Genomic DNA, 24,593 nt, shown 5'->3' with positions numbered 1-24,593 from the left:
TCGTTACAATACACGGGCCATGAAAAACACTCGCCTGACCTTCCTTTTTCCTGCCTCCGCTGCAGTCATTTGCGTCCTGCTCGTTCTGCTTTGGACGACGTTTTCGCGGCCCCATCAATTCGCCCGTCGCAAGCCGGGATTGGATGACACGCCCGACAAAGTTGACACGCTCGATGTTCGTCCATTGGTTGCGACGGAGCCCATCGTTGGACCTGGGTCGGCATCGGCGATTACTGGCGTTTGGAGCGGTTTTCGCGGCCAAAATCGCGATGCGATTAGTACCGATCCGACACCACTCGGACGTGCTTGGTCGGGTGATGGGCCAGAGACCGTGTGGCAACTCGAAGTCGAAGAAGGGTACGCGTCCGTAGCGATTCAAGGCGGCAAGGTTTACCTGCTTGATTACGACGCTGAGAACCGATTCGATGTGCTCAAGTGTTTGTCGCTCGAAGACGGGCAAGAGATATGGCGAAGCGGCTATCCGGCGGATGTTTCGCCCAATCATGGCATGACTCGCACGATTCCAGCGATCGAAAACGACTTTGTTGTCACAATGGGGCCGCGGTGTGATGTCGCATGTTGGGACGCCGAAACAGGTGAAAATCAATGGCTGTTTCGTATGGTCGATCGGTACGGTAGTGAGGAGCGGCAGTGGTATACCGGTCAATGTCCGTTGGTGGAAAACGGACGCGTCATTCTGGCTCCTTGCGGTCAGGACGCACTGCTGGTCGCATTGGACTTGGCAAGCGGCGATGAGGTTTGGCGTACGCCTAACCCCCGGGCTTGGAAGATGTCGCATGGATCGATCATGCCAATCGAATACCAAGCCGAATCAACAGACGACCGGCAACGCATGTACGTCTATTGCGGAACCGGTGGTACCGTGGGCGTCAACGCTGAGAATGGAGCGCTGCTTTGGGATGAAACATCGTGGGATGAACATTTTGCAACCAGCCCCTCGCCGATCGGATTGCCTGGGAACCAGATATTCTTGTGCAGCGGATACGATCGCGTCGGTGCGATGTTTCTCAATATCAAAAAAACGCAAGGTCAATTTGTCGCAGTCGCTGGCGAGGAACTAGACCGCAAAGCATTCAATTCAGAGCAACAGACGCCGATTTTGTACAAAAATCATTTGTTTGGTATTCGCAAGCACCGCGGCGGCCAATTCGTTTGCCTCGATTTAGCAGGAAAAGAGCTTTGGAATAGTGGCCGCGACAAATTTGGCCATGGACCTTACATGATCGCGGATGATCTAATTTTGATGTTGGCTGACGATGGTCGTTTGCTAGCTGCCGAGGCGACCGCCGATGCTTATCGCCCCCTTTGGGAAAAACAGATTTACCTAGACGGCAATGAAGCGTGGGGGCCAATGGCGATTGCGGGTGGGCGATTGATCGTACGCGATTTGACCCGCCTGACTTGTATCGATCTCAGAAGTCAGGCTTCCGACAAATGACAAGTGACCAATGACAAATTCTCCAATGTCTGATCCGCGGCACGATCGTCCGACACCCGTTTCGTCTAACAGCGATGCTCCGGCTGACGTGACACCGATCCAAGTCATGACAGGTTCGAAATCAGCGATCTTTTGGGCAGGGGTCGTTTTCATTGCGGGCGTTGCCCTGTTCGCCGTCATTCAAGTCGATTCGTGGGGCGAGCGTGCCAATCGCCTGCCCTCGCGTTTCTCGCTCGACACCAGTGAACTGACATCGGTCGATGCAGCACAAGTGGCTTACAAAGAAATCGCTGCCTACCCGGTCGAAATGGAAACTCTGCGAGCCGTTGCCGCTATACCAGACGGTGGATTCGCAGTCGTTGGCGATGTTGAAATTCAACGGTTTGACGAAAGCGGCAGAAAGACCCAACAGATCACGACGGATTCGCCGCCGACCTGCATCGCGTTTGCCCTGGACGCAAATCTTATCTATGTGGGCTTTGCCGCAGCGGTGCATTGCTATGATGCCGGTGGCGAACGACGAGCTGTTTTCAATGAAGGCCTTAACGAAGACAGTATGATTACATCGTTGGCGGTTTTTGAAGACAACGTGTTTGTTGCCGATGCAGGTCAACGAGCGGTGCTGAAGTTCGACAGTGAGGGTGAATTGCTGTTGAAAATTGATGAAGAAAAGAAGGTAGAGCAAGGATTGCGAAGCTTTGTCGTACCGAGCGCCCACTTCGATGTCCTGGCTGCCGACGATGGGGTGCTACGGGTTGTAAACCCTGGTGCTCGTTCGATCGAAGCGTTCACCCTCGAAGGCGACGCGCTCGGAGCTTGGGGCGAGACCTCTTCCGCCATCGAAGGATTCTTTGGGTGCTGTAATCCCGTTGCACTGAGCATGCTACCAGACGGACGCTTTGTGACGGCAGAAAAAGGAATTCCTCGAGTCAAAATCTATGATTCGAATGGGACGTTTGAATCGATCGTGGCTCCGCCAGCGGCCTTTACGAACGAGTCGACCGCCAAGATCGAAATTCGTGACTCGCAGCGAAATGGAGTACTCGATGTTGCGGTCGACCGCGATGGACGCATTTTGGTACTCGACCCGAATCGACAAACCATCCGTGTTTTTATCGAGAATTCGCATGAATGAGCAAACTCCCTTCAAAGGTTCACGCCGCGATTGGTTCGTGTCCGTGTATCGGAATGCCTTGCTAGTCATCCTCAGCATTGGGTCCGCGTTCTTAGCATTTCGATCTCGCGATGCAAGCGGTTGTACGCGGCGAATTCCCTGCCAGACGTGTGGATTGTGGGACCGTTGTGAACAACCCGCCGCGTTGAGTAGTCGGCGAGCAAAATTGCAACAAAACGTCAAGAAGGGGCTTCGGTAAACATGGATACCAATAGCTTTGATTCGGGCAAACAGGATCGTCGCCGGTTCATGGCCGATGCCTTGCGCACCGGTGGCGTCGTTGCGATGGCCAGTGCGGGCGGTTTTTTGGTTGGTCGCCGTAGCGAAGGCGAGCCGATGGTATGGCAGCTTGATCCCGATAGGTGTACCGCATGTGGTAATTGTGCGACGCATTGTGTTTTGGACGTCTCGGCCGTTAAGTGCTACAACTGTTTCGATATGTGTGGGTTCTGTGACGTCTGTACCGGCTATTTTGAGATGAACTACAAATCGCTCGATACGGCCGCTGAGAACCAAGCCTGCCCAACGGGCGCAATCGTTCGCAAGTTTGTCGAAGAGAAATCGGGGCAGCGATTTTACGAATACACGATCGACGAACCAATCTGTATCGGTTGCGCCAAGTGTGTCGAGGGCTGCGCGTTGATGAACGGTTCGTTGTACTTGCAGATCGATCATCAAAAGTGCTTGAACTGTAATGAATGTGCTATCGCAACGGCATGTCCAACCGAAGCCTTCTACCGAATCCCTCAAAGCCAATCGGAAATATTGAAGGAACGTGCGGCGGCCGTTTACCAAGCGCGCGGTTCGCAGACGAAACGAGTCATTGAGCGTGATGCTGAACAAACCGGCACAGAGATTGATCAGGTCAAGGAAGCGGAAGCCAACGAGTTACTTGCCCGTGCCGAACGACAACGAGTGTGGAGAGCGAGCCAACAAAAGGGAAGTGATTCGCAGGAGCCTTCTTTCCAATGAACCAGTCATCTTCGGTCTACAAAATTCGTATCTTCCTGGTATTGGGGGCTCTCTGCTTGTCGAGTTCGGTAGCGGTCGGTTCGGAATTGATTCCCGTTCCCGAGTTTACGAACCACGACGTTCCGATTACGCTTCCATCGAATCCTGACAGTCCGATATGGGAGTGGCTGAACGTAGGGCTGCTTGTCATCGCCTTGTCGCTGGCGTCCTATTTGGCGATTGTCAGCCGATCACGCCGTGGATTGTTCGCATTGGCCGTGGCGTCGCTGCTATGGTTTGGTTTCGCACGGGGCGGTTGTGTGTGCGCGATCGGGGCAGTGCAAAATGTAACGCTCGGCATGTTCGACTCCAGCTACGCGATTCCCTGGACCGTGATCGCGATCTTTGTTTTGCCGCTCGTCTATACACTGTTTTTCGGACGCACGTTTTGTGCAGCGGTTTGTCCACTCGGGGCAATTCAAGAAGTGGTCGCCGTTCGTCCGGTTCGCGTTCCCTCTTGGCTCGATCATTCGCTCGGGTTGGTCCCTTATATCTATCTCGGTTTGGCGATTCTTTACGCTGCGACCGGCACGGCGTTCATTATCTGCCGCTACGATCCATTCGTCGCGATGTTCCGCATGAGCGGTAACGTCAACATGTTGATCTTCGGCGGGTCGATCTTGTTGTTGGGGGTATTCATCGGACGTCCCTATTGCCGCTATCTGTGTCCCTACGGTGCGATTTTGGGTGTATTGTCGAAGGGTTCGAAGTGGCACGGACGTATTGCACCGGAGACGTGTATCCAATGCCACCTTTGTGAAAACAGCTGCCCCTACGGTGCGATCGCGACGCCGACTCGACCGATTCATAAATCAGAACGTGTAAAGGCTCGCGGTCGATTGGCCAAATCGCTTTTATCAGTGCCCGTACTAATCATTTGTGGTGTTCTGGTTGGTTTGTTGCTCAAAACGCCTCTTTCAAAGTTGGACGCGGATGTTCGTTTGGCGGAACGGATCATTCAAGAAGATGCAGGCGAAGTCGAAGGGATGACGGACGCCAGCGAAGCGTTTCGGAATACGGGGCAACCCACTTCGGCCTTGATCGAGCGCGCTATCGGTCAGCGTGAACTCTTTGGTTGGCTCGGCATGGCTCTGGGGGGATGGGTCGGCTTGGTGGTCGGCGTCAAGTTCGTGACGCTGTCGATTCGCCGTCGACGAGTCGATTATGAACCGGACCGGGCACGATGTGTATCCTGTGCGCGATGCTATTGGTATTGTCCGGGCGAGCATGTTCGCCAAGGTTTAGTCGGCGACGTTTCGCAATTGGTTTCCATCGAAACAACGGGAGATCCTCGATGACTCCTAACGACCGGTACAAAATAGCTTTCCGCACATCCATCATCACAGGCGTGTTCGCCGTCATCGTTGCACTGCTATTGATCAATGATTACGCGCGCCGGGCCGAAGAGGATCCGCTAAGTGGTGCGATCTACACGGAAATGCGAGACGAGTTAAGGAACGATCCTAATAACGAAGCGTTGCAAGCCTCGTTTCGTGAGCTTGATGCGGAACTTCGAGAAGTCTATTTCGACCAACGAAGTTTTACCTATTGGGGCGCTTGGCTATTGCTGCTAAGCTCATCCGCAACCATCGGACTCGGGAAATGGGCTGCTGTACTACGTCGTCGTTTACCGGATCCACGATCGACACCGCAAGAACATCGAGAGGCAGCCGATGAAGTGGATAGCCGAACGGGTCGCTACGCTGTCGCTGGTCTAGCGGCGCTAACCGTCGTTGTCGCTTTCGGTTTTTTTGCAGCGATGGAGAATCGATTTGCGTCAATCAATTTGGTTAGTCCCCACTTGGTATCGGCAGAGAGACAGGCGGAATCGGTAGCCCAACCGGCAACCGCTGCAGCAGAGGCAGCAGCAGAGTTAGATGAAGCCAAAACGGAGAACCAACCATCGCTGCCGAGTGAAGCAGAACGGCGAGAGAACTGGCCGCGGTTTCGTGGGCCGCATGGGCTGGGGATCGTTTCGGATCAATCGGTACGGATTGAGTTTGATGCCGAGTCGGGTGATGGAGTGGTTTGGCAATCCGATGTTCCGCTACCCGGCAACAATTCGCCAATCATTTGGGGAAACCGGATTTTTCTATCAGGCGCGACCGAAGAGAAACGGGAAGTGATCTGTTTCGCGACTGAAACAGGTGAACGGCTATGGAGCCAAGAAGTTCCATCCACTCCCGAAAGCACGGCGGAAGTCCCCGAGGTGATGGATGATACCGGTTACGCCGCTCCGACGATGGCGACCGACGGACGAAGTGTGTTTGCCATTTTTGCAAACGGTGACATCGGAGCGTTTGATTTTGAGGGCAAGCTGACTTGGTCTCGGAGTTTAGGCATACCCATAAACAATTACGGACACGCGTCATCCTTGACAACGTTTGAAAACTTGCTGATTGTACAATTTGACCAGGGGCATGAAGGGGATGCTCTATCGAAGCTCTTGGCTTTGGATGTTCAATCGGGTGAAACGGTTTGGGAGGCAAATCGCGAAGAGGTCCCGAATTCTTGGGCGACTCCAATTATCGTAGACGTCGCCGGTGAACCTCAATTGATCGTCTGCGGTCCGCCTTCTGTCGTCGCCTATTCGCCGCGAGATGGGAGCGAGATTTGGCGAGCGGAGTGCTTGGATGGCGACGTCGGACCATCGCCCGTCTCTGTCGATGGCATCGTTGTGGTGGCGAACGAGATGCCGGGAGTGACCGCGATCAAAGCGGATGGGGAAGGGGACGTCACCGAGACACATCTGCTGTGGGAAAACTACTATGGAGCCCCGGCTTTGTGCAGTCCATTGGCGACTGAGAAGATGGTCTTCTTGTTGACCTCGGACGGGCTGCTTTGCGCATATGATTTACAGGGAGCCGAGGACCCGATTTGGGAGCATGAAATCGATGCTTCGTTCTCGTCATCGCCAACGATGATCGACAATCATTTGCATTTAATCGACACGGATGGCAAGGTTTATGTTTTGGACACAACGATGGAAGGATGCACGACGATTGCCGAAAGCAATTTGGGTGACGAGTGTGTGACGAGCCCAGCGGTGAAGGACGGACGGATGTATTTCCGGACGAAATCAAAGTTGATATGTATCGGGAAGTAGGCCGGGTCTACGTCGTAGAGACTCCTGGACCCCGCCTACGATAAACGACGATAGACTGCCACCGACTCCTAAAACGACTACAATAAAAAACCATGACGAATATCGACCTAGCCTTTGTTGACGACGCGATTGCGAGGATCGGGCGAGGACCGGAAGCAGTGATCCCGATTCTGCAGCAAATTCAGACGCACTATCGCTACTTGCCGGAGTCCGCGCTTCGGCATGTTTGCTCACAAACCGAAATCACTCCCGCATCGATCGAAGGCGTTTCGACTTTCTACAGCCAATTTCGACATACACCGGTCGGCAAGCATTTGATTCATGTCTGCTTGGGCACGGCGTGCCATGTCAAAGGCGCTCCATTGGTAATCGATTCGATTCGCAGCGAGCTTAAACTGTCCCAAGCGGAAGACACGGATAAAGATGGCCAGTTTACCATTCAATCCGTCGCCTGCTTGGGTTGCTGTACGCTCGCACCCGTGGTCCAAATGGATGATCTGACCTATGGCGGTCTATCGCCACGCAAAGTCCCCGAGATGCTAGGAGATTTTAAACAGCAACTCAATCGTGTTGCATCGCCGTCTCCGGCTCGAAGCCCGCGGAACGGCGAATCGCTCGGCGAAATTCGAATCGGGATGGGCTCGTGCTGTGTCGCCCAAGGTAGTGACAAGGTTCGCGATGCGGTGGAGCGAGTGTTGGCGCAGTCGGGAGCTTGCGCGGACGTAAAGCGGGTCGGATGCGTTGGCATGTGCCACCAAACACCCCTATTGGAAATCGTGCCCAAAAACGGGACCACACAACTCTATGCAAAGGTGCAAGCAGAGGATGCGGAATCGTTGGTGATGAAGCATTTTAAGCCTCGTGGATGGGCCAAGCGACTATCGTATACGGCTGAAAAATGGCTCGATCGATTTATCGTCGATGAGGACGATGAGCCGACAATTCAAAAAGCGATCAATCCACGCGAAGGTAGCGTGTGCGCATTTTTAGGTCCGCAAAAGCATTTGGCAACGGAGGACTGTGGACAAATCGATCCAATGGATTTGGAGGAGTACAAACGCCACAACGGCTTTGCTGCACTCAAAAAATGCATCGAAATGAACGATCCTCAACAAATCATTGATGAGGTGAAAAAGAGTGGTCTTCGCGGTCGCGGTGGGGCGGGCTTCCCATCAGGCATCAAGTGGCAAAAGGTTCATGACGTCGACCTGTCAAACGACGAACAGGCAAAGAAGTACATTATCTGTAACGGTGACGAGGGCGATCCGGGAGCGTTCATGGATCGCATGATTCTCGAATCGTTTCCCTATCGGGTCATTGAGGGAATGATGATTGCCGCCTTGGCAACCGGGGCGCGTGAAGGTTACTTCTACGTTCGAGCGGAGTATCCATTGGCCGTCAAACGTCTTCGTGAAGCGATCAAAATTTGTGAAGCGGACGGGATTCTTGGCGATCACATTCTGGGAAGTGATTTCTCGATGAAGCTGGGGATCATGGAGGGCGCCGGTGCGTTTGTCTGCGGCGAAGAAACGGCGTTGTTGGCTTCGATGCAGGGAGAACGAGGGATGCCACATTTGCGTCCTCCCTATCCTGCCGAACTGGGGCTTTGGAAACAGCCGACGTTAATCAACAATGTCGAAACGTATGCTCTGGTCCCCTGGATCTTCCGCAACGGCTGGGAAGCGTTCGCAGCCCTTGGGACGGAGAAGAGCAAAGGTACGAAAGTCTTTGCTTTGGCAGGCAAAATCGCTCGCGGTGGTCTGATCGAAGTTCCAATGGGAATCACGATCCGTCAAGTGATCGACGAAGTGGGCGGCGGTGTTGCGAACGGAAAGAAACTAAAAGCCGTCCAAGTCGGTGGCCCCTCGGGCGGATGCGTACCGGCCGAGTTGGCCGATACATCAATCGACTATGAATCGCTGGCCGAAGTCGGCGCGATCATGGGGAGCGGAGGTCTGGTCGTGCTCGATGAAGAGGATTGCATGGTCGATATCGCCCGCTATTTCCTCCGTTTCACACAAGATCAATCGTGCGGAAAATGTACGTTTTGTCGAGTGGGAACACGGCGAATGCTCGACATTTTGGATCGTATCTGTGAAGGCAAAGGAAAGAGGGGAGACTTGGAAACACTCGAACGCTTGTCGCTAGATGTGTCTGCGGGAAGTCTTTGCGGTCTCGGTAAAACCGCACCGAATCCGGTGTTATCGATGCTCCGTTTTTTCCGCAACGAGTTTGAAGCTCATCTCGATGGCCGTTGCCCAGCAGGACGATGCACGACGCTGATCCAGTACAAAATCAATCAAGCATGCACGGGGTGTACGCTCTGTGCTCAAGAATGTCCCGTCGATGCGATTCCGATCACGCCCTATAAAATCCACACGATCAACTCCGATTTGTGTACCCGCTGCGACACCTGTTTCCAAGTTTGTCCCGAGAACGCCGTCTACGTTGAATGAGTTTGAGATACGATGCCCAAAATAACCATTGACAATGTCGAAGTGGAAGTCGCGGATGGCGAAACGATTCTCGATGCCGCTCGCAAACTGGGCATCGATGTCCCGACACTTTGCTACTTGAAGGGATACAAAGCATCGACATCGTGCCAAGTGTGCTTGGTCAAGCTGGTCGATAGCGGTCGCGTTCTTCCGTCGTGTGGGATGCCTGCGGTGGACGGCATGCGAGTGGAAAGCGAAACGGATGAGGTCCATGCGCTGCGGCGAACAGCTTTGGAATTATTGCTTAGTGACCATGTTGGTGATTGTTTGGCACCGTGCTATTTCGCGTGCCCGGCCCACATGGACATTCCCAAAATGCTGCGGGACATCGGTGACGAAGATTTTACATCGGCGATTGCGACGATTAAGGAAGACATTGCCCTGCCCGCTGTCCTCGGGCGAGTATGTCCAAAGCCGTGCGAGAAAGGTTGCAGGCGCTCGTCCGCTGATGGACCCGTTGAAGTTTGCGATTTGAAACGCTCGGTTGCCGATCAAGATTTGGCTTCGGACTCTCCCTATGTCCCGAATTGTAAAGAAGACACCGGAAAACAGATTGTGGTCGTCGGTGCGGGGCCAACCGGGTTGGCGGCTGCGTTTCATTTACGCGTTTCAGGGCACAACGTCATACTGATCGACGCCGCCGATCGAGCGGGTGGCCGGCTTCGAACCGATTTCCCGAAGGACTTGCCCGCTGAAGTCCTCCAGGGTGAGATTGACGTCATTTTGCGTATGGGAGTCGAGTTCGCCGCAGGAGTCTCGCTTGGCACTGATGTAACACTGAGTGACTTGCAGAATGACTTCGATGCTATTTTGATCTGTATCGGCGGCGAAGCGAAAGAGCTTGCTGGCGATTGGGGGTTGAAGATCAGCCGCCGAGGAATCGAGATCAACGCAGGGACTTTTGAAACGGGAACCGAACGAGTGTTTGCGGCCGGCAACGCGATCCGTGGTAAGGGCTTGGTGGTTCGCAGCGTTGCGGATGGTAAAGAAGCTGCGGCCGCAATCGACGAGTTTGTTCGAGGGCAAACGATTACTCCCGTTGTTCGTCCGTTCTCGTCGCGAGTTGGCAAGATCCCAACCGAGGAGATGGCTGAGTTTCTGTCGAATGGGAAACCGATCGGACGGCTCGGTGAGGCTGCGAAGAATGGCGATTCCATTTCGAGTTCCAAGAATCTTCCGATGATTTTTGAAGGTTCGGTAGCCGCTGATCAATCGCAACGATGTCTAGAGTGCGGGTGTATTGCTCACGGCAATTGCTCGCTCGAGACTTACGCGGGAAAATACGGAGCCGACCCGACGCGATATCAAAGCGAGCGGCGAGCTTATGTGAAGGTCAATCGCAGCGGCTCGGTTATCTACGAACCAGGCAAATGTATTAATTGTGAGCTGTGTATTCAAATCGCTAACGAGTCGGAAGATGCGTTGGGGTTGAGTTTTGTTGGTCGTGGATTTGACGTACGGATTGGGGTGCCATTTCACGCAACGATGGAAGAGGCACTCGGAAGCGTTGCCGAAAAATGCATCACAGCCTGTCCGACCGGAGCGTTGTACTTTTCACAAAAGCAACCGTAGCATGGTTTACTTTGGCTATGAACGAGAATGAACGAAATCATCGGCATGTGGTCCAATAGCTTTCTCTAACGGACGAACAGGATCTCGGACCGATTGAGGATGACCCAGCCGATCGGCTGAAGATGGTATGGCGAATAACACAGGATTGTTGTTTTTTTTTTTCTGGCTCCACCGAAAAACCCGTGGATAGCTGCGCCATCGACCCACAAGGCCGGAGGCCGAAACATCCTTGCCGGTGCCGTTAGCCCAATGCCACCTACTTTGTCGTTAATCGGGGGGGGATTGGTTTGTCTTTTTCGGCATCGGCGTTGGCCTGTTTCGCTTTTGCTTTGCGTTGCTCTTTTGGGAATTTTGTCGATTTCTGGCTGCGCGTGTGGGACACTCGCGGGTTACTGCGGGCTCGCTTGCGGTTTGGAAGCAAGCGTCCTGACGCACTGAGCAACGCTTTCTGGTATGCCAAACGTCCTTCGTACAAGGAGGCGATATCCTTCTGCAACAGACCAATGCGGAACGAAGTCCACACGCCACTGAAGCTTAGCCCGGATGATTCATGGGCTTGCAAATTGTTTTGCTAAGTCTACGCCTTCAAGCGTTTACGTTCATTGCTTGAAAAACAGTCTGCGTATTAGCCCGGATTATTCATTAGGCGTTTTGGCGCTAGTGGGCTGTCGATTTAATCGGTTTGACTCGACTTATCGTTTAACGCCAAGCCGTAGGCGACCGCTTATGAAAAAGCTGACGCCTTCGGCTAAGCGTTAAACGATTAAATCAGCAGGCCGCTAGCGCCAAAACGGCTAATGCGCAGACTGTTTTTCGACCAATGAATGTAAACGGCTTGCTGCATGGGAGTTATCGAAACATTATGCGAACCCATGAATAATCCGGGTTAGCCGTTTTGGCGTTAGCGGCCTGCTGATTTAATCGGTTTGACTCGACTGATTGTTTAACGCCAAGCCATAGGCGACCGCTTATGGAAAAGCTGACGCCTTCGGCTAAGCGTTAAACGATTAAATCGACAGGCCGTTATCGCCAAAACGGCTAATGAATCATCCGGGCTAATGGCTTGAATCCCTTGGGACGCCGATTGTATGACTGCGGCATCTAGCTCCAACTGAGTCAACCTCTTGACGACTTCCGCTACCGGTGACCGCTTGCCCTAGCGACGGGTTGGTTGTCGCGATGCCATTTGCTGCTTCGGCTTCAGCACGAAGACCTTCGGATCGTCAACGATAAAGGCTGTGCTCCATCTTCGACCATCATCCGCACTACACACGTTATAGAAGAACGTTCGGAATCGTTCGGCACGGTACGAGTAGGGAAATTGGCTGCTGATGTAATCCTCTTCGGTCAAGTCATCGACACCCGGGGATGCGTAGTAATGAACCATACCATCGGGTGTGACGCTCATACCGAGAGTCCACCAACCGGTGGTCGTGATTTGAGGACCGCGGAAATCGCCGCCGCGTTGGTCACTGCGAACGCGTAGATAGGCATAATCTTGCGTACGCGTCGAATCGGCTTTGCTTTCGAATTCGATAAACATGCCTGGCCAATAGATCTCATTGCCCATCTCTTCCACGGTCCGCTTAAAGATTCCAATACCTTTTTCTTTGTCGACCATGGCGGTCGTTTCCAAGGCCAGCCGGAATCCGAAATGAGGTCCACTTCGTTGCTCCCATTGTGCCACCGGCGGTAAGAACACTCTCGTGGTCACGCTCGGGCATTCCGAGATATCAATTTTACGTTTCAGCCGGTACTGGATGTTACAAATGAAATCGTCCTGGTGCATCTTGTTCTCAGGTCTACCTGGAATTCCTGTGAACTTTGATCGCATCAGTAGAGCACCCTGGCTGCCAGGCAAACCGCCCGCAGGGGTACGGACGCGCTCAACCACGTCGGGATGTCCTCGCTTGACACCTTCGTACCAACGTCCATTGGTCGTGCGGCCCATTGGACTGCGTTGGTTTTCGTCGATATCTTCGGTGCTCTTGGGGTTATTGGGCACATAGGCCCAATTTGGGTCTTCGAAGTCATCGGAAACCCCCACGATCTCGCTGCCCGATCCTGGTACAACGGCCCTCTGCGCTTCCGCAGTAGGCATATTCGAGACAAACAATAGCGCAGCGGCAGCCGCCTTTGTTTTCCAAGAGATCTCAAAACGCTGATGCGGTTTAGTTCGATTCATTCGTCCGATTCATCCTTCTGGATCATGAAACCGTCAGGTTTCGTTCACCTAGCTCGTATTTTGAGAAGATGTCGAGCGCTCGTACCTTGCGTGCGCTTCCTGTCTTCCGCGCTTCCTTCGATAGAATCGGCATGGTCGACGTAATCGCTACAGCAAATCCGCTACGGTTGGTGGTTATTTCGGGCAAGTCAAAGCATCCGCGTCTCTCCGAGACGCTGAGGGAAACTTGGCTTCAAAGCATCCGCGTCTCTCCGAGACGCGTGGGAAACTTGGCTTCAAAGCATCCGCGTCTCTCCGAGACGCGTGGGGGAAACTTGGCTTCAAAGTAGCCGCGTCTCTCCGAGACGCGTGGGGAAACTTCGCTTCAAAGCATCCGCGTCTCTCCGAGACGCGTGGGGAAACTTGGCTTCAAAGTAGCCGCGTCTCTCCGAGACGCGTGGGGGAAATTCGCGTCTCGGAGAGACGCGGCTACTAGGGCAATGAGATTGCGTCTTGAAGCGGTTTGAGGATACTGGCGACCAGGTATTCTTCGACCAAATCGCGTCCTAATGCGACCAAACGATCGTACTCGGCGACGTACGTATCGTTAGGTCCGAGACTATCATAACGGCGAACCGTCAAATAGACGCTCAGTTGTTCTTCGGCAAAATCGGACGTACGAACCTGGTAGGCATTGGTTCGTGATTCAAAGCTAACGCGGCATTGTGTCCTGCATTCCTCATCGAGTGCAAATTGGATTGCTGGTTCGTGTGACAGAACTTTCCCATACGGCACTTTCAAGAACGGCTGGAGCCCGGGGGCAACCCCAATCACATCGGCGATCATTTCGTTATGGTTGCCACGATAAGCAAAATCAAAGCCGAACATCACGCTGAGCGATTCACAATCGAGCGGAGAAACCGATAATTCATAGGGAATTAACTCCAAAACCGTGCGGTTTAGATCGTCGACGGCATCGGCGTCCGAGGGATTCACGTTGCCCGTGTTGATCCGTTTGGATTCTGTCGAGACCCACCGATACGATCCAGCATCTTTTTCTTCTTCGATCACGTATTCGTTTTTGTCACGACTGTAGAAATTCTGTAATTTTGGATATCGGCGTCGGATTTGTTCAAAAAAGTGAAGAATAGATTCGCGACCTTTGGGCAGTTCCATTTCGGTCGTCAAAATCAGGTTTATGTAGAAATCGTCGCTAAATGCGCCGTATCCGTTCAATGTGTCACCTCGCGGATTGGGATCGGTTTGGGATTAGCTGCTTCCCTTAGTGTAGATAGAAGCTAGGCAAATTAGAACCGGATGGGATTACTCAATGACCACGTTGGTAGATGGCGGTTAAAAGCGATTCGGTGTCCTTGAATTTTTTACCGCTTGCGACCGCTTCGTCAATCAATCGGCGCGCGTCCGCTTCGGAGTGGCCTAACGTCATGAGTGCGTCAAATGTCTCACCAACCACTTGTGGCCCAAGTTCGGGGGTATCCGCAATTCCTTCTCGATCGACCATCAAGGCAAAACGAGGCATTTTTCGTCGTAGTTTTGCGATCACTCGCTCGCTCGTGGCAGGTCCGACACCCGGTAGCGCCGACAACGCCTTTGCGTCTTGCTGCTCAATCAAAACGGCCAACTCTTTGACCGGCCGGACCATTGCCCGTAGAGCCTTTTTGACGCCCACACCATCGACACTGCAGAACAAATCGAAGAATTGGCGTTCGGGTTCGGAAAGAAAACCGATCAAACGCGGCGTCAAACGTCCGCCTTGTGCCGCGTTGCCTTCGATGTAATCGAGCGTATGAAAACGGACATCGGTACCGATCTTCCCCTGTAGTTGTCGGCGGGTAAAATCGGCAACCAATACTTCGTATTCGAATGGCGACGACTCAATCACAACGGCTGCTTCACCAACGCGAAGCAGTTTTCCCGTAATCGTAACGATCAATTTCTAGTCCTTTGAAGTGCCTGGCAAAGCACTAGATGGCTGGCGTGGGTTCGTAGGGCACGTCTTCTATCAAATCCATTGGCAATGGAGCGACGTGTAAACCAGCTTCTTTGGAAATGCTATCGATCGCTTCCTGGGCTTGCTGGACCGTGCTCTCGCGAGTTTGTCCCTTGTAGCGTGTTGACGAAGCGCTGGGGCTGATCGGACCTGCATAATCGATCTCGTCGAGATGTTTGAGGACAGCGACATGGTCGATCAGACCTGTTTTCTCAGGCAATACCCGATCATTCGTGACCGCTTTGGACGGCTCGACTTCACTGGCGACAGCCCCGAGCCGGACGGAAACGATTTTGTCGGCTGGGATGCCTGTCAATTGGTCCATCGAACCTGAGCCAACGACCCATGCGAAGGTGTCAATCACATAGCCAACGTTCGATGCTGGAATGCTGCTGACCAAAGCGATGAAGCCTTCGACGTCACGAACAAAAGCGAATTCTTTGCCTTCTTCCAATTCCTTGCCAGGTGCAAAAGCGATTCCCAGCGAGATTTCTCGGGGAGCCAATACTTCGGCGATTTGATTCAAGCGGGCCCGCTGAATCTCAAAATACTCGTGGTAGGGTAAGCGGTCGGTAGCGGCTGGCAACTTGACGTAAGCACGCTTGGTGCCCAGTTCCTTCGCGATATCAGCCATCGGGTGCAACGTAGCCACTTGGGCGGTAAATGTCTCATCGTCTGCATCCAAATTGATGTTCAGATCGAATCCGCCGATTCGGATTTCGGTAGCCCGCAGGTATTTCGTGGCATCTTCCAGACTCGTTCGCTGACTACGACGAAGCATATCGGCCATGTCGACGTCCATTCCACGAAAACCGTAGGTCAGCGCCAATTCGATGAGTTCGCTTTGGCGACCGTTGATCCCCAATAACCAAGGAGAAAAGTTCTTAAACATTCAGCATTCCTGAGTTTGATAACGTAAAAGTGTTTCCGTGTTTCGTGCAATTGCAGGCGAAAATCGCCAGATCGGCTTATCTTTCGATCAACAGTATCGCAGAATCACCCGCGTGTAGCCAAGGGGGGGATTTGTCATTTGTCATTAGGAGTTGGGGAGAGAATGAGGGTGGGGGGGCGTGGATCTTGCTAAAGATCCCCATGCGCTAGCCCGGATGATTCATGGGCTTGCAAATTGTTTTGCTAAGTCTACGCCTTCAAGCGTTTACGTTCATTGCTCGAAAAACAGTCTGCGTATCATCTGGGCTAGGATCTTTAACAAGATCCACTACCTAAGAGTCAATGCTGGCAAATGGCTAGGACAGGACGGGGCAAACGTCGAACCACTCCCGGTTTTGTTTGTACATCCACTCGGAGGATTCCGGCGGTCCCCACAATCCCGTTTCGTAGCGATACAACGGAGGGGCTGCTGGGCTACGCCAAGCGGCCAGGATCGGATCGACAATTCCCCACGCCAATTCCACTTCATCACTGCGGGCAAAGAGGCTGGCGTCACCGGTCAACGCATCCAGGAGTAGTCGTTGGTACGAATCAGGCATCGATTTACCGCCAGGCGTGTTGCTAAAACTAAAGTCGAGTGTACTGGTGCGAGTCTTCATTTCGGAATCAGGCACTTTCGTTTCGAAATGTAACTGGATTCCCTCGGCTGGTTGAACTTGCATGACCAAACGATTGCCCAGCGGTTCACGCGTCTTTTCCCCAAACAAGATATGCGGAACGTTCTTAAATTGGATGACAATTTGCGTCGTTCGGCATGACATTCCTTTGCCGCTGCGCAGATAGAACGGGACGTTATTCCATCGCCAATTGTCACAATACAGTTTTAGCACGGCATAGGTTTCGGTCTCGCTTCCTGCCGGAACATCATCCTCTTCGAGATAGCCTTTGTATTGGCCACGAACGGTATCGGATGCGAAATCACCACCCGTCATGTGGCGAATACTGTGCAACACTTTGACTTTTTCATCGCGTACCATCGCAGCATCGTATCGCGATGGTGGCTCCATTGCCGTAATCATCATCAATTGAAGTAGATGATTTTGAAACATATCACGCATGATGCCCGCGGAGTCGTAATAACCGGCTCGTCGTCCGACGACGACTTCTTCCGCAACGGTTATTTGCACATGGTCGACAAAGTTTCGATTCCAAATCGGTTCGAAAATACTGTTGGCGAATCGCAAAGCGAAAATATTTTGGACCGTTTCTTTACCCAAGTAGTGATCGATACGATAGATTTGGTCTTCACGAAAAACGGAATGAATGGATTGGTTGAGCGCCTGAGCTGACTTCAAATCGGTCCCGAACGGTTTTTCGATCACCACTCGTCGAAATCCGTTGGCGTCGTCGTTTAGTCCTGCTGCCCCCAGTTGTTGGATCGCCTTCTCGTAGAGTTGGGGCATGGTCGACAAGTAATACAAACGGCCTGAATTGTTTTCCGGTTCGGTACTGTCGAGAAATCTGGATAGGGAGATAAAATCTTCGGTATTGGTAATATCGCCTGCATGGTAATAGATTTGGCTGGCGAATTCTTTCCAGGTATTCTCGTTGAAGCAATCGGCAGCAAATTTCTTGACGCTGGTCTTCAGTGCATCTCGCCACTGGTCGTGTTCGAAGTGACTACGAGAAACTCCAACAATTTGAGATCCTTCAGGGAGCCTTTTTTTCTGAAACAAACGATAGAGCGCGGGAATCAATTTACGGCTGGTCAAGTCGCCGGAAGCGCCAAAAATTACAATCGTATTTGCCATCGAATGATCGTTTCCTACGTGGGGATTCGAGAAGGAGAATCGTCGGGAATTTAGCTTAGGTAAATTGTTGCGGATTGACGAGGGTTAGACGCTACCTCGTTCACTCGATTCGCGAAACAGCTCGGCAATGACTTCTTCGAGCGGCGGATCTTCCACCGAAACATCCTCGATCGGGTTGTCTCTCAATGTCTCGGCCAACACTCGCGGCACGTCTGCCCGACTGACGCGTACCTTGACCTTCGGCCAACTTTCATCGAGAACTTCCCCAAAGGCGGCGAGCGAGGGTCGGTGACCGTCCGCAAATTGCAACGTGATGATCTTGGTTCCCGAAAATTTGTCGACGATCCCAACAAGCGATCCGTCATACTCGATCCGACCGTTCGCGATAATGACGACTCGCTTACACAACGCTGCGATATCCTTCATGTAATGGCTGGTCAGCAGGATCGTAATTTTCCGTTTCTCTTGGTAGTACTTCAAGAATTTCTGGATATTGTGCTGGGCGATGACATCGAGACCGATGGTTGGTTCGTCAAGAAACAGCACATCCGGACTGTGTAGCATCGCTGCGATCAATTCCATCTTCATTCGTTCGCCGAGCGATAGTTCACGCACCGGTTGGTTGAGTAAACGCGTAACGTCGAGTAGATCAGTCAGTTCATCGAGCGTGACTTGGAACGTTTCGCGATCAATACCGTAGATTTGCTGGTGCAAACGATAGGATTCTTGAGCGGGCAGGTCCCACCAAAGTTGGTTTTTTTGGCCCATCACCAAAGCGAAGCGGCGGCGGTATTCGTTCTTTCGTTGCCAGGGGACGTATCCCATGACGGTTGCCGATCCTTCGGTTGGGTTGATGACGCCGCTCAGCAATTTCAGCGTTGTCGTTTTTCCTGCACCGTTGGGCCCGAGAAAGGCGACAAATTCGCCTTGCTGCACATCGAGATCGATCCCTCGAACTGCGTGAACGTCTTTGTATTCACGGCGAAACAAGCCACGAACACTGTCACGAAGCCCCTCGCGTTTGTTGTAAACGCGGTATGATTTGGTCAGTCCTCGTACTTCGATAATCGACATGAAAATGCAAAAACCTAAAATAGAAAATGGGTACCACGACGACGATTGGATCGGTTATTGTAGAGACCGTTGCAAATGACAATAGATCCCCTTTGATTTTGCCCTGTTTCACCGCGTGTCCAACGGGCAACGCGGTGAACGGCAATGCCTAGGCCGGAGGCCTGCAAAGCAGGAGGCCTAGGCAAACCCTGGGACCCCGTTTCATCCATAACGCCTTCAACCAGATTATCATCCTTCCATGACAGCTTCCCTTCCTTCGATACGCATCGGTCTTGGTTACGATTCACACCGTCTTGGTAACGGTGGTCCACTGCGGATTGGCGGCGTCGACTTGCCAGCCGAGGTCCATGCGATCGGTCATAGCGATGCCGATGTACTGCTCCATTCGATTACCGATGCGATTCTGGGAACGGTATGTGAAGCGGACATCGGGCGGCTGTTTCCTGATGACGCCGAAGAGAACCGTGGTCGCGATAGCCAAGATTTTGTGCTTGAAGCGATTCAAAGACTGCGACACCATTCCATGCAGATCGTCAATTTGGACTGCGTGATCATCGCGGAACGTCCAAAGATGGCTCCGCACATCGATGAAATGCGTCATGCTGTCAGCGAGCTTTTGGATATTTCTATCGATCGAGTCAGTATCAAAGCAAAAACGGCCGAGGGGATCGGAGCGATCGGAGACGCTGCTGCGATCGCCTGCCATGTCGTTGTTTTGGCGTGCGGAACCGCAAACTCTCTCTCACCGTGAATAGAGGATTTCGCCCGCTAATCACGCGAATGAGCTCAGACGCCCTGGGAAATTGGAGTAACATCGACATCGCTGAGGCACCGCCACGAAAGATTCTTACCCTCATTCTTCGTTGTGGTGGAAGCACTAGGATTTAAGTATCGCTTCAAGGGATGCGAAGCAGCGAGCATTCGCTACCGCTTCGCATCTGCAATCAACCGGATTGCTTCAGGCATCGCGATGCATTCTTGCTCGAACACTCGAGCCGCCAGCGTGTCGGCGGTATCGTCTGAGCGGACTTCGCACGATCGTTGCACAATGATTGGGCCGTTGTCGTATTCGTTGTCGACATAGTGAACCGTGCATCCCGTAATCTTGACGCATCGGTCGAGAATCGCTTGGTGCACGCGGCTTCCGTACATTCCCGGGCCACCAAACGCGGGCAACAAGGACGGATGGATGTTGATAACTCGGTTTTCAAAGTCAGCAGGGATTAAAACGTGATTCAAGTAGCCTGCCATCACGACCAAATCGACGCCTGCTTCACGGCATGGATCAAACATTTGTCGAGAATGTTCGTCTGGATTTGGGTAGTCGGACTTCCTTACGACTCGCACATCAATCCCATTATCATGGGCGATCTCGACGCCCCGTACATCGCGGCGACTACTGATGACAACACGAATGTCAATCGGTAATCCGTGCTGATCGCGATGATGAATTAGGTTTTGTAGCGTTCGGCCACTGCCACTGAGAAAAACACCGATCTTCAAACAGTGATCGGTCATAGGAGTGTTTCCCTTTGCACAAAAATCTGACCAAACTCGGTGTCGATCGGCGAGACCGAGTCGATTGCGGAATCGGTCAGATTGCTGGTCAACGTTTCACCGCAAATCAAATCACGATGTTGTTTGACGGCTGCCAAAACATCGGCATCGGTCGTGACGACCGCCACCACGATCCGGTCGGTATAGTCGCATTTTATCTCTTTGCGTTGGTTTTGGATCGTACGAATCAGATCTTTCGCGACACCCTCTTGCCTCAGTTCGTCGGTCACTTCGGTGTTCAGCACCACCACGCATCCACTGCCTTGCGCGGCAGCCCAACCAGGCTTGGCTTGCAAGCGAACTTCGATATCTTGATCATCGAGCTCGATCGATGCGCCATCGGGTAACTCAATTTTCACACTGCCATCGCGGCTAAGTGACGCGAGCAACGAATTGCCGTCGGCTTGGCTCAATGCCTTTTTCACCGCTGGGATGTTTCTTCCGACGCGAGGGCCCAAGCGTTTGAAATTTGGCACAACATTGTACTGGACATATTGCTCGCCATCGGTTGTGTAGTTGACCGCTTTGACGTTCAATTCTTCACGGATGAGCGAATCGTGCGTCTTCAGCCACGCGATTTGCGAATCGTCCGTCAGTACGACTTCGACCTTCGAAAGCGGCAATCGAACCTTCAATTTCGCATCCGCTCGAGCCGCACGACCGAGCGAGGCGATCTCGCGAAGCAGTCTCATGCTTGTTGACAAATTCGTATCAACTCGATCGGAATGTCCTTCGGGGTAATCGCAAAGGTGGACACTCTTCTTCACCTGCTCCGAAAACGGTGCCGTCAATTGTTGCCACAACGTCTCTGCCAAGAACGGGACGAACGGAGCGATCAATTTGGTGGTTTGAAGCAACGTCTCGTAGAGCGTCCAATACGCATCGTACTTGTCTGGTGATTCCTTTTCGCTATCCCAGAATCGATCTCGGCTGCGGCGAACATACCAATTGCTGAGCGCATCGACGAACGAAGTCAACGCTTGACAGGCGTTGTAGTTATCGAGTGCGTCCATTCGCGAAACGACGATCTCGATCGTGCGGTTGAGTTCCGAGACGATCCAGCGATCGATTTCGCTTCGCTCTTTGATGTCTCGATAGGTGGGTGACGAGGCGAAAGACTCTGGTGTTAATTGTTCGTCCGCATCTTTGGCGGTTGTCGGATCAAACCCATCAATTTCGGCATAGATGCTGAAGAAGCTGAACACATTCCAAAGTCGGAGCAAAAATTCGGGGATCGAGTCTTTGATCGATTGTTCTCGATATTGGATCGCGGTCCATGGTGGTTGCCCGGCGAAGAAGAACCAGCGCAGAGCATCGGCGCCGTATTTGTCAAAGATCTCGTTCGGTTCGCGGTAGTTCTTTTTGCTCTTGCTCATCTTCTTGCCGTCTTCGCCGAGCATCAAACCGAGCACGATGCAGTTACGGTAAGGATGCGGGAATGCTTGGTCGGAAAGCATTTCGTCCGTTGCCTTGGAACCGCTGAGTTTGTTTTCCAGAGGCAGCGATTCATCGCGGATCGATGCACCGTCGCCGAACAACATCGTGCTGATTGCCAACTGGCTGTAGAACCAACCTCGAGTTTGATCGAGTGCTTCGCTGATGAAATCGGCGGGGAATTGATCACGGAAACGCTCGTTGTTGTGCTGCGGCCAACCCCATTGGGCGAACGGCATTGCACCGGAGTCGTACCAGCAATCGATGACCTCGGTAACTCGCTGCATCCGCGCACCTTCGGCGAAGGGGGACGCGTAGGTGATGGCGTCGATGTAGGGTTTATGGACCTTTAAGTCGTCAGCGAGTTCGGGAGTTTCCGCTTTTGCCTTTTCCCATACCTCCGTTCCACGGACGTCGGGTTTGGCCAACAATTCGTCGTAATTGCAAATCGCTTCGGCGCGTCCGGTGTTTTCACAAACCCAGATTGGCAGCGGCGTACCCCAGTAGCGTTCTCGCGAGAGTGCCCAATCGACGTTCGATTCCAAGAAGTTGCCAAAGCGTCCATCGCGAATATGCTCGGGCTGCCAACCGATTTGAGAGTTGTTCTTCAGCATCAAGTCGCGAAATTTGGTTGTGCGAATGAACCAACTTTGTCGTGGGTATTGAATCAGTGGGTCTTCGTCAGCGCGCCAACAGAACGGGTACTCGTGAAGGTATTGTTCAAGCAGAAGCAGCCGGTTCGCTTCACGTAACAGGCGTGAAATCGGTTTGTCGGCATCCTTAACCCATGTCCCTTTCATCTCTGGGAATTCGTCATTGAATTTACCGTTCGGGGCAACCGCACACAGCAATTCCGGTCGATCGGTTTCAATGAAACGCGCTTGCTCGCTCACGAGTACCTCGTAATCGACTTCGCCAAACGCGGGTGCTTGATGAACGATGCCACTACCCGATTCGGTCGTAACAAAATTGGCTGAGACCACTCGCCACATTAAATGCTCGCTCTCGCCACTACGAAGTTTTCCCGTTTCTTCGCCAAGAGTCTTGTAGTAGTTGTCGAACGGTGGTACGTAGCGTTTTCCGACCAACGATTGACCCGAGATCGTTTCGATCACTGGTAATTCACGTTTCAACTTTGTGGCGATCGTTTCGACCAGCGCCGATGCAATGATCAGTTCCTGTTCCAGTTCATCATCTCGGACGACGCAATATTCCAGTTCGGGGTGAACGGCAGCGTACATGTTGCTCGGCAGTGTCCATGGCGTCGTCGTCCAAACGACCAAAGAGCGGTTTGAATCGTGCAAAGGGAACAGCACGTAGACGCTTGGGTCGGCGACTTCGCGGTATCCTTGTCCAACTTCACCTGCGGACAATGCCGTGCCGCCCTGCGCCCACCACCAAACGATTTTGTGGCCTTGGTATAAAAGGCCCCGTTCGAACAGGTTTTTTAGACTCCACCAAACGCTTTCGACGTAGCTTTGATGGTAGGTCACATAGGCCTGCTCAAGATCGACCCAAAACCCCAGTCGGCGGGTAAGTTGTTGCCACTGCTGCATATACCGCCAAACACTTTGTTGGCATTTTTGGATGAACGGTTCGATACCGTATTGTTCGATCTCTTCCTTGCTATGGATGCCCAGTTCTTTGCCGACCTCCACTTCGACCGGCAAACCATGCGTGTCCCAGCCTGCTTTTCGCTCACAGCGGTAACCACGCATCGTTTTGTAACGGGGGAATAAATCCTTGATGCTACGCGTCAAACAGTGCCCCGGGTGAGGCATGCCGTTGGCGGTCGGTGGGCCTTCATAGAAAACGAATGACGGAGCATCCGCTCGTTGGGTCAACGAGGTCTCATAGATGTTTTGCTCGTCCCAGAACTTCAAGACGTCAAGTTCGAGATTTGGGAAGTTGGGACTACTGGCGGGAGCACGAAACGGGCTGAGCGAATCAGACATCGGTAAATCGGTTTGGAAGTGGAGTAGGAAGAAGGTGATTTCCCGCAGGGCCGAACGGGTCATCAATCATTGGCAATCAATCATTGGGTAGCTCATCGACGTCATCAACGTCATCAAAGTCGTCGAAATCTTCAAAGTCTTCGACTTCGTCGTCATCGTCGCCCGTGCTCAGTCCAAATTCGGCACTGATTTCGTCATCGATCTCGATCTCGTAATCGTCCTCGAGCTCTTCTTCGAAGTCGTCGTCGAAGTCGTCATCGAAATCGTCTTCGTCAATGTCATCGAACTCATCAATGTCATCGTCTTCATCGAGTCCGTCGTTGAACCCTTCGTCGGTACTGACCTCGTCATCGTCGGTGCCGAAGCCGTCGTCTTCGCGATCCATCTCGTCATCATCGTCGTCGTCATCGAGATCGTCGTCGTCATCATCGAGACTGGCGAGTGTCGAGTCGGAACTCAGAGGGCCTGCGACGAGTTGCTCCAGCACGTTTGGTGGAAAAGAAGCCTCCGCAGCCGTAAAGGTTCGGTGAATGTCGATAGATTTGCTGGTCGAATTGGATTGCAAAGATGCGGTAGACATGGATCGGGACGTCTCGAAAGATTCGTGAAAATTATGCGGTCTAGGACGGGGAAGTTGAGGAATTGCGGGAAGCCTATCCCAGATAAATTTGCTGCACAATAACATCCACGGCAGTGCGGAGCGAGATAGGTCGAAGTTTAGGCAGTTTAGGTGAATTCACAAGAGTTTCTCGGTCATTCGGATTTTGTCAACGCCAGCCACCCCGGATTGCCGATGAAAAAGCGGACAGGATTCGGAAATGCAATAGGTGCCAAGATGGTCTAGGTCCACAGGGTCCCCATTTGATATCGGTTGGTTAG

Annotated in this window: 19 protein-coding genes; 9 read left to right on the top strand and 10 right to left on the bottom strand. The window is 52.6% G+C overall.

The window, feature by feature from the left end; translation table 11 throughout:
- Positions 1-19 precede the first annotated feature (19 nt).
- The 8 genes from Q31b_RS22090 (at position 20) to Q31b_RS22055 (ending at position 10,817) form a co-directional block, all read left to right on the top strand.
- Positions 20-1,459 carry an outer membrane protein assembly factor BamB family protein gene (locus tag Q31b_RS22090; RefSeq protein WP_146601806.1) on the top strand — a complete coding sequence of 480 codons (1,440 nt, stop codon included), beginning with the start codon at positions 20-22 and terminating at the stop codon, positions 1,457-1,459.
- Positions 1,460-1,469: 10 nt separating this feature from the next.
- The gene (locus tag Q31b_RS22085; protein ID WP_146601805.1) at positions 1,470-2,594 is read left to right on the top strand and encodes a hypothetical protein; all 1,125 of its coding nucleotides are present in this window, start codon (positions 1,470-1,472) and stop codon (positions 2,592-2,594) included.
- The gene (locus Q31b_RS22080; RefSeq protein ID WP_146601804.1) at positions 2,587-2,832 is read left to right on the top strand and encodes a hypothetical protein; all 246 of its coding nucleotides are present in this window, start codon (positions 2,587-2,589) and stop codon (positions 2,830-2,832) included. Before Q31b_RS22085 ends, Q31b_RS22080 begins: the two co-directional genes overlap by 8 nt.
- A gap of 2 nt (positions 2,833-2,834) precedes the next feature.
- Entirely contained in the window at positions 2,835-3,605 is a 771-nt protein-coding gene (locus Q31b_RS22075) for a ferredoxin (RefSeq protein WP_146601803.1), read from the top strand.
- A complete protein-coding gene (locus Q31b_RS22070) occupies positions 3,602-4,942 on the top strand; it encodes a 4Fe-4S binding protein (RefSeq protein WP_146601802.1) in 1,341 nt (446 codons plus the stop codon). The genes Q31b_RS22075 and Q31b_RS22070 overlap by 4 nt, the downstream gene beginning before the upstream one ends.
- Positions 4,939-6,750: an outer membrane protein assembly factor BamB family protein gene (locus tag Q31b_RS22065; RefSeq protein WP_197172026.1), complete on the top strand. Its 1,812-nt coding sequence runs from the start codon at positions 4,939-4,941 to the stop codon at positions 6,748-6,750. The genes Q31b_RS22070 and Q31b_RS22065 overlap by 4 nt, the downstream gene beginning before the upstream one ends.
- A gap of 92 nt (positions 6,751-6,842) precedes the next feature.
- Positions 6,843-9,206 carry an NAD(P)H-dependent oxidoreductase subunit E gene (locus tag Q31b_RS22060; protein ID WP_146601800.1) on the top strand — a complete coding sequence of 788 codons (2,364 nt, stop codon included), beginning with the start codon at positions 6,843-6,845 and terminating at the stop codon, positions 9,204-9,206.
- Between the two features lie 12 nt (positions 9,207-9,218).
- Positions 9,219-10,817 (top strand): 2Fe-2S iron-sulfur cluster-binding protein, encoded by a 1,599-nt coding sequence (locus tag Q31b_RS22055; RefSeq protein WP_146601799.1) that lies wholly within the window; start codon positions 9,219-9,221, stop codon positions 10,815-10,817.
- Positions 10,818-11,073: 256 nt separating this feature from the next.
- Here Q31b_RS22055 and Q31b_RS22050 read toward each other — a convergent pair whose 3' ends face one another.
- From Q31b_RS22050 to Q31b_RS22020, 7 genes are all read right to left on the bottom strand, one after another.
- Positions 11,074-11,379 (bottom strand): hypothetical protein, encoded by a 306-nt coding sequence (locus tag Q31b_RS22050; RefSeq protein ID WP_146601798.1) that lies wholly within the window; start codon positions 11,377-11,379, stop codon positions 11,074-11,076.
- A gap of 594 nt (positions 11,380-11,973) precedes the next feature.
- Positions 11,974-13,002, bottom strand: coding sequence for a hypothetical protein (locus Q31b_RS22045; protein ID WP_231617760.1), 1,029 nt, complete (start codon positions 13,000-13,002; stop codon positions 11,974-11,976).
- A gap of 471 nt (positions 13,003-13,473) precedes the next feature.
- Positions 13,474-14,217, bottom strand: a complete 744-nt coding sequence (locus tag Q31b_RS22040) for a hypothetical protein (RefSeq protein WP_146601797.1) — start codon at positions 14,215-14,217, stop codon at positions 13,474-13,476.
- Positions 14,218-14,308: 91 nt separating this feature from the next.
- Complete coding sequence (gene ruvA, locus Q31b_RS22035; protein WP_146601796.1) at positions 14,309-14,935, bottom strand: Holliday junction branch migration protein RuvA; 627 nt, start codon at positions 14,933-14,935, stop codon at positions 14,309-14,311.
- A gap of 31 nt (positions 14,936-14,966) precedes the next feature.
- Entirely contained in the window at positions 14,967-15,884 is a 918-nt protein-coding gene (locus Q31b_RS22030; RefSeq protein WP_146601795.1) for a sugar phosphate isomerase/epimerase family protein, read from the bottom strand.
- A gap of 355 nt (positions 15,885-16,239) precedes the next feature.
- Entirely contained in the window at positions 16,240-17,694 is a 1,455-nt protein-coding gene (zwf, locus tag Q31b_RS22025) for a glucose-6-phosphate dehydrogenase (protein ID WP_146601794.1), read from the bottom strand.
- Between the two features lie 84 nt (positions 17,695-17,778).
- A complete protein-coding gene (locus Q31b_RS22020) occupies positions 17,779-18,768 on the bottom strand; it encodes an ABC transporter ATP-binding protein (RefSeq protein WP_146601793.1) in 990 nt (329 codons plus the stop codon).
- Positions 18,769-19,006: 238 nt separating this feature from the next.
- Here Q31b_RS22020 and ispF point away from each other — a divergent pair, with 238 nt between their 5' ends.
- On the top strand, positions 19,007-19,519 hold the full coding sequence (gene ispF / locus Q31b_RS22015) for a 2-C-methyl-D-erythritol 2,4-cyclodiphosphate synthase (protein WP_146601792.1): 513 nt from the start codon (positions 19,007-19,009) through the stop codon (positions 19,517-19,519).
- Positions 19,520-19,692: 173 nt separating this feature from the next.
- Here ispF and purN read toward each other — a convergent pair whose 3' ends face one another.
- The 3 genes from purN to Q31b_RS28555 form a co-directional block, all read right to left on the bottom strand.
- Positions 19,693-20,286, bottom strand: a complete 594-nt coding sequence (gene purN, locus Q31b_RS22010; RefSeq protein WP_146601791.1) for a phosphoribosylglycinamide formyltransferase — start codon at positions 20,284-20,286, stop codon at positions 19,693-19,695.
- Positions 20,283-23,714 carry an isoleucine--tRNA ligase gene (ileS, locus tag Q31b_RS22005; protein WP_146601903.1) on the bottom strand — a complete coding sequence of 1,144 codons (3,432 nt, stop codon included), beginning with the start codon at positions 23,712-23,714 and terminating at the stop codon, positions 20,283-20,285. The genes purN and ileS overlap by 4 nt, the downstream gene beginning before the upstream one ends.
- 76 nt (positions 23,715-23,790) lie before the next feature.
- Positions 23,791-24,294, bottom strand: a complete 504-nt coding sequence (locus Q31b_RS28555; RefSeq protein WP_231617759.1) for a hypothetical protein — start codon at positions 24,292-24,294, stop codon at positions 23,791-23,793.
- Positions 24,295-24,593 lie beyond the last annotated feature (299 nt).

This window comes from Novipirellula aureliae (genome assembly GCF_007860185.1).
GTDB classification, from domain to species: Bacteria; Planctomycetota; Planctomycetia; order Pirellulales; family Pirellulaceae; genus Novipirellula_A; species Novipirellula_A aureliae.
The sequence above is the reverse complement of the archived record's forward strand: the minus strand, read 5'-3'. Positions and strand labels throughout refer to the sequence as shown.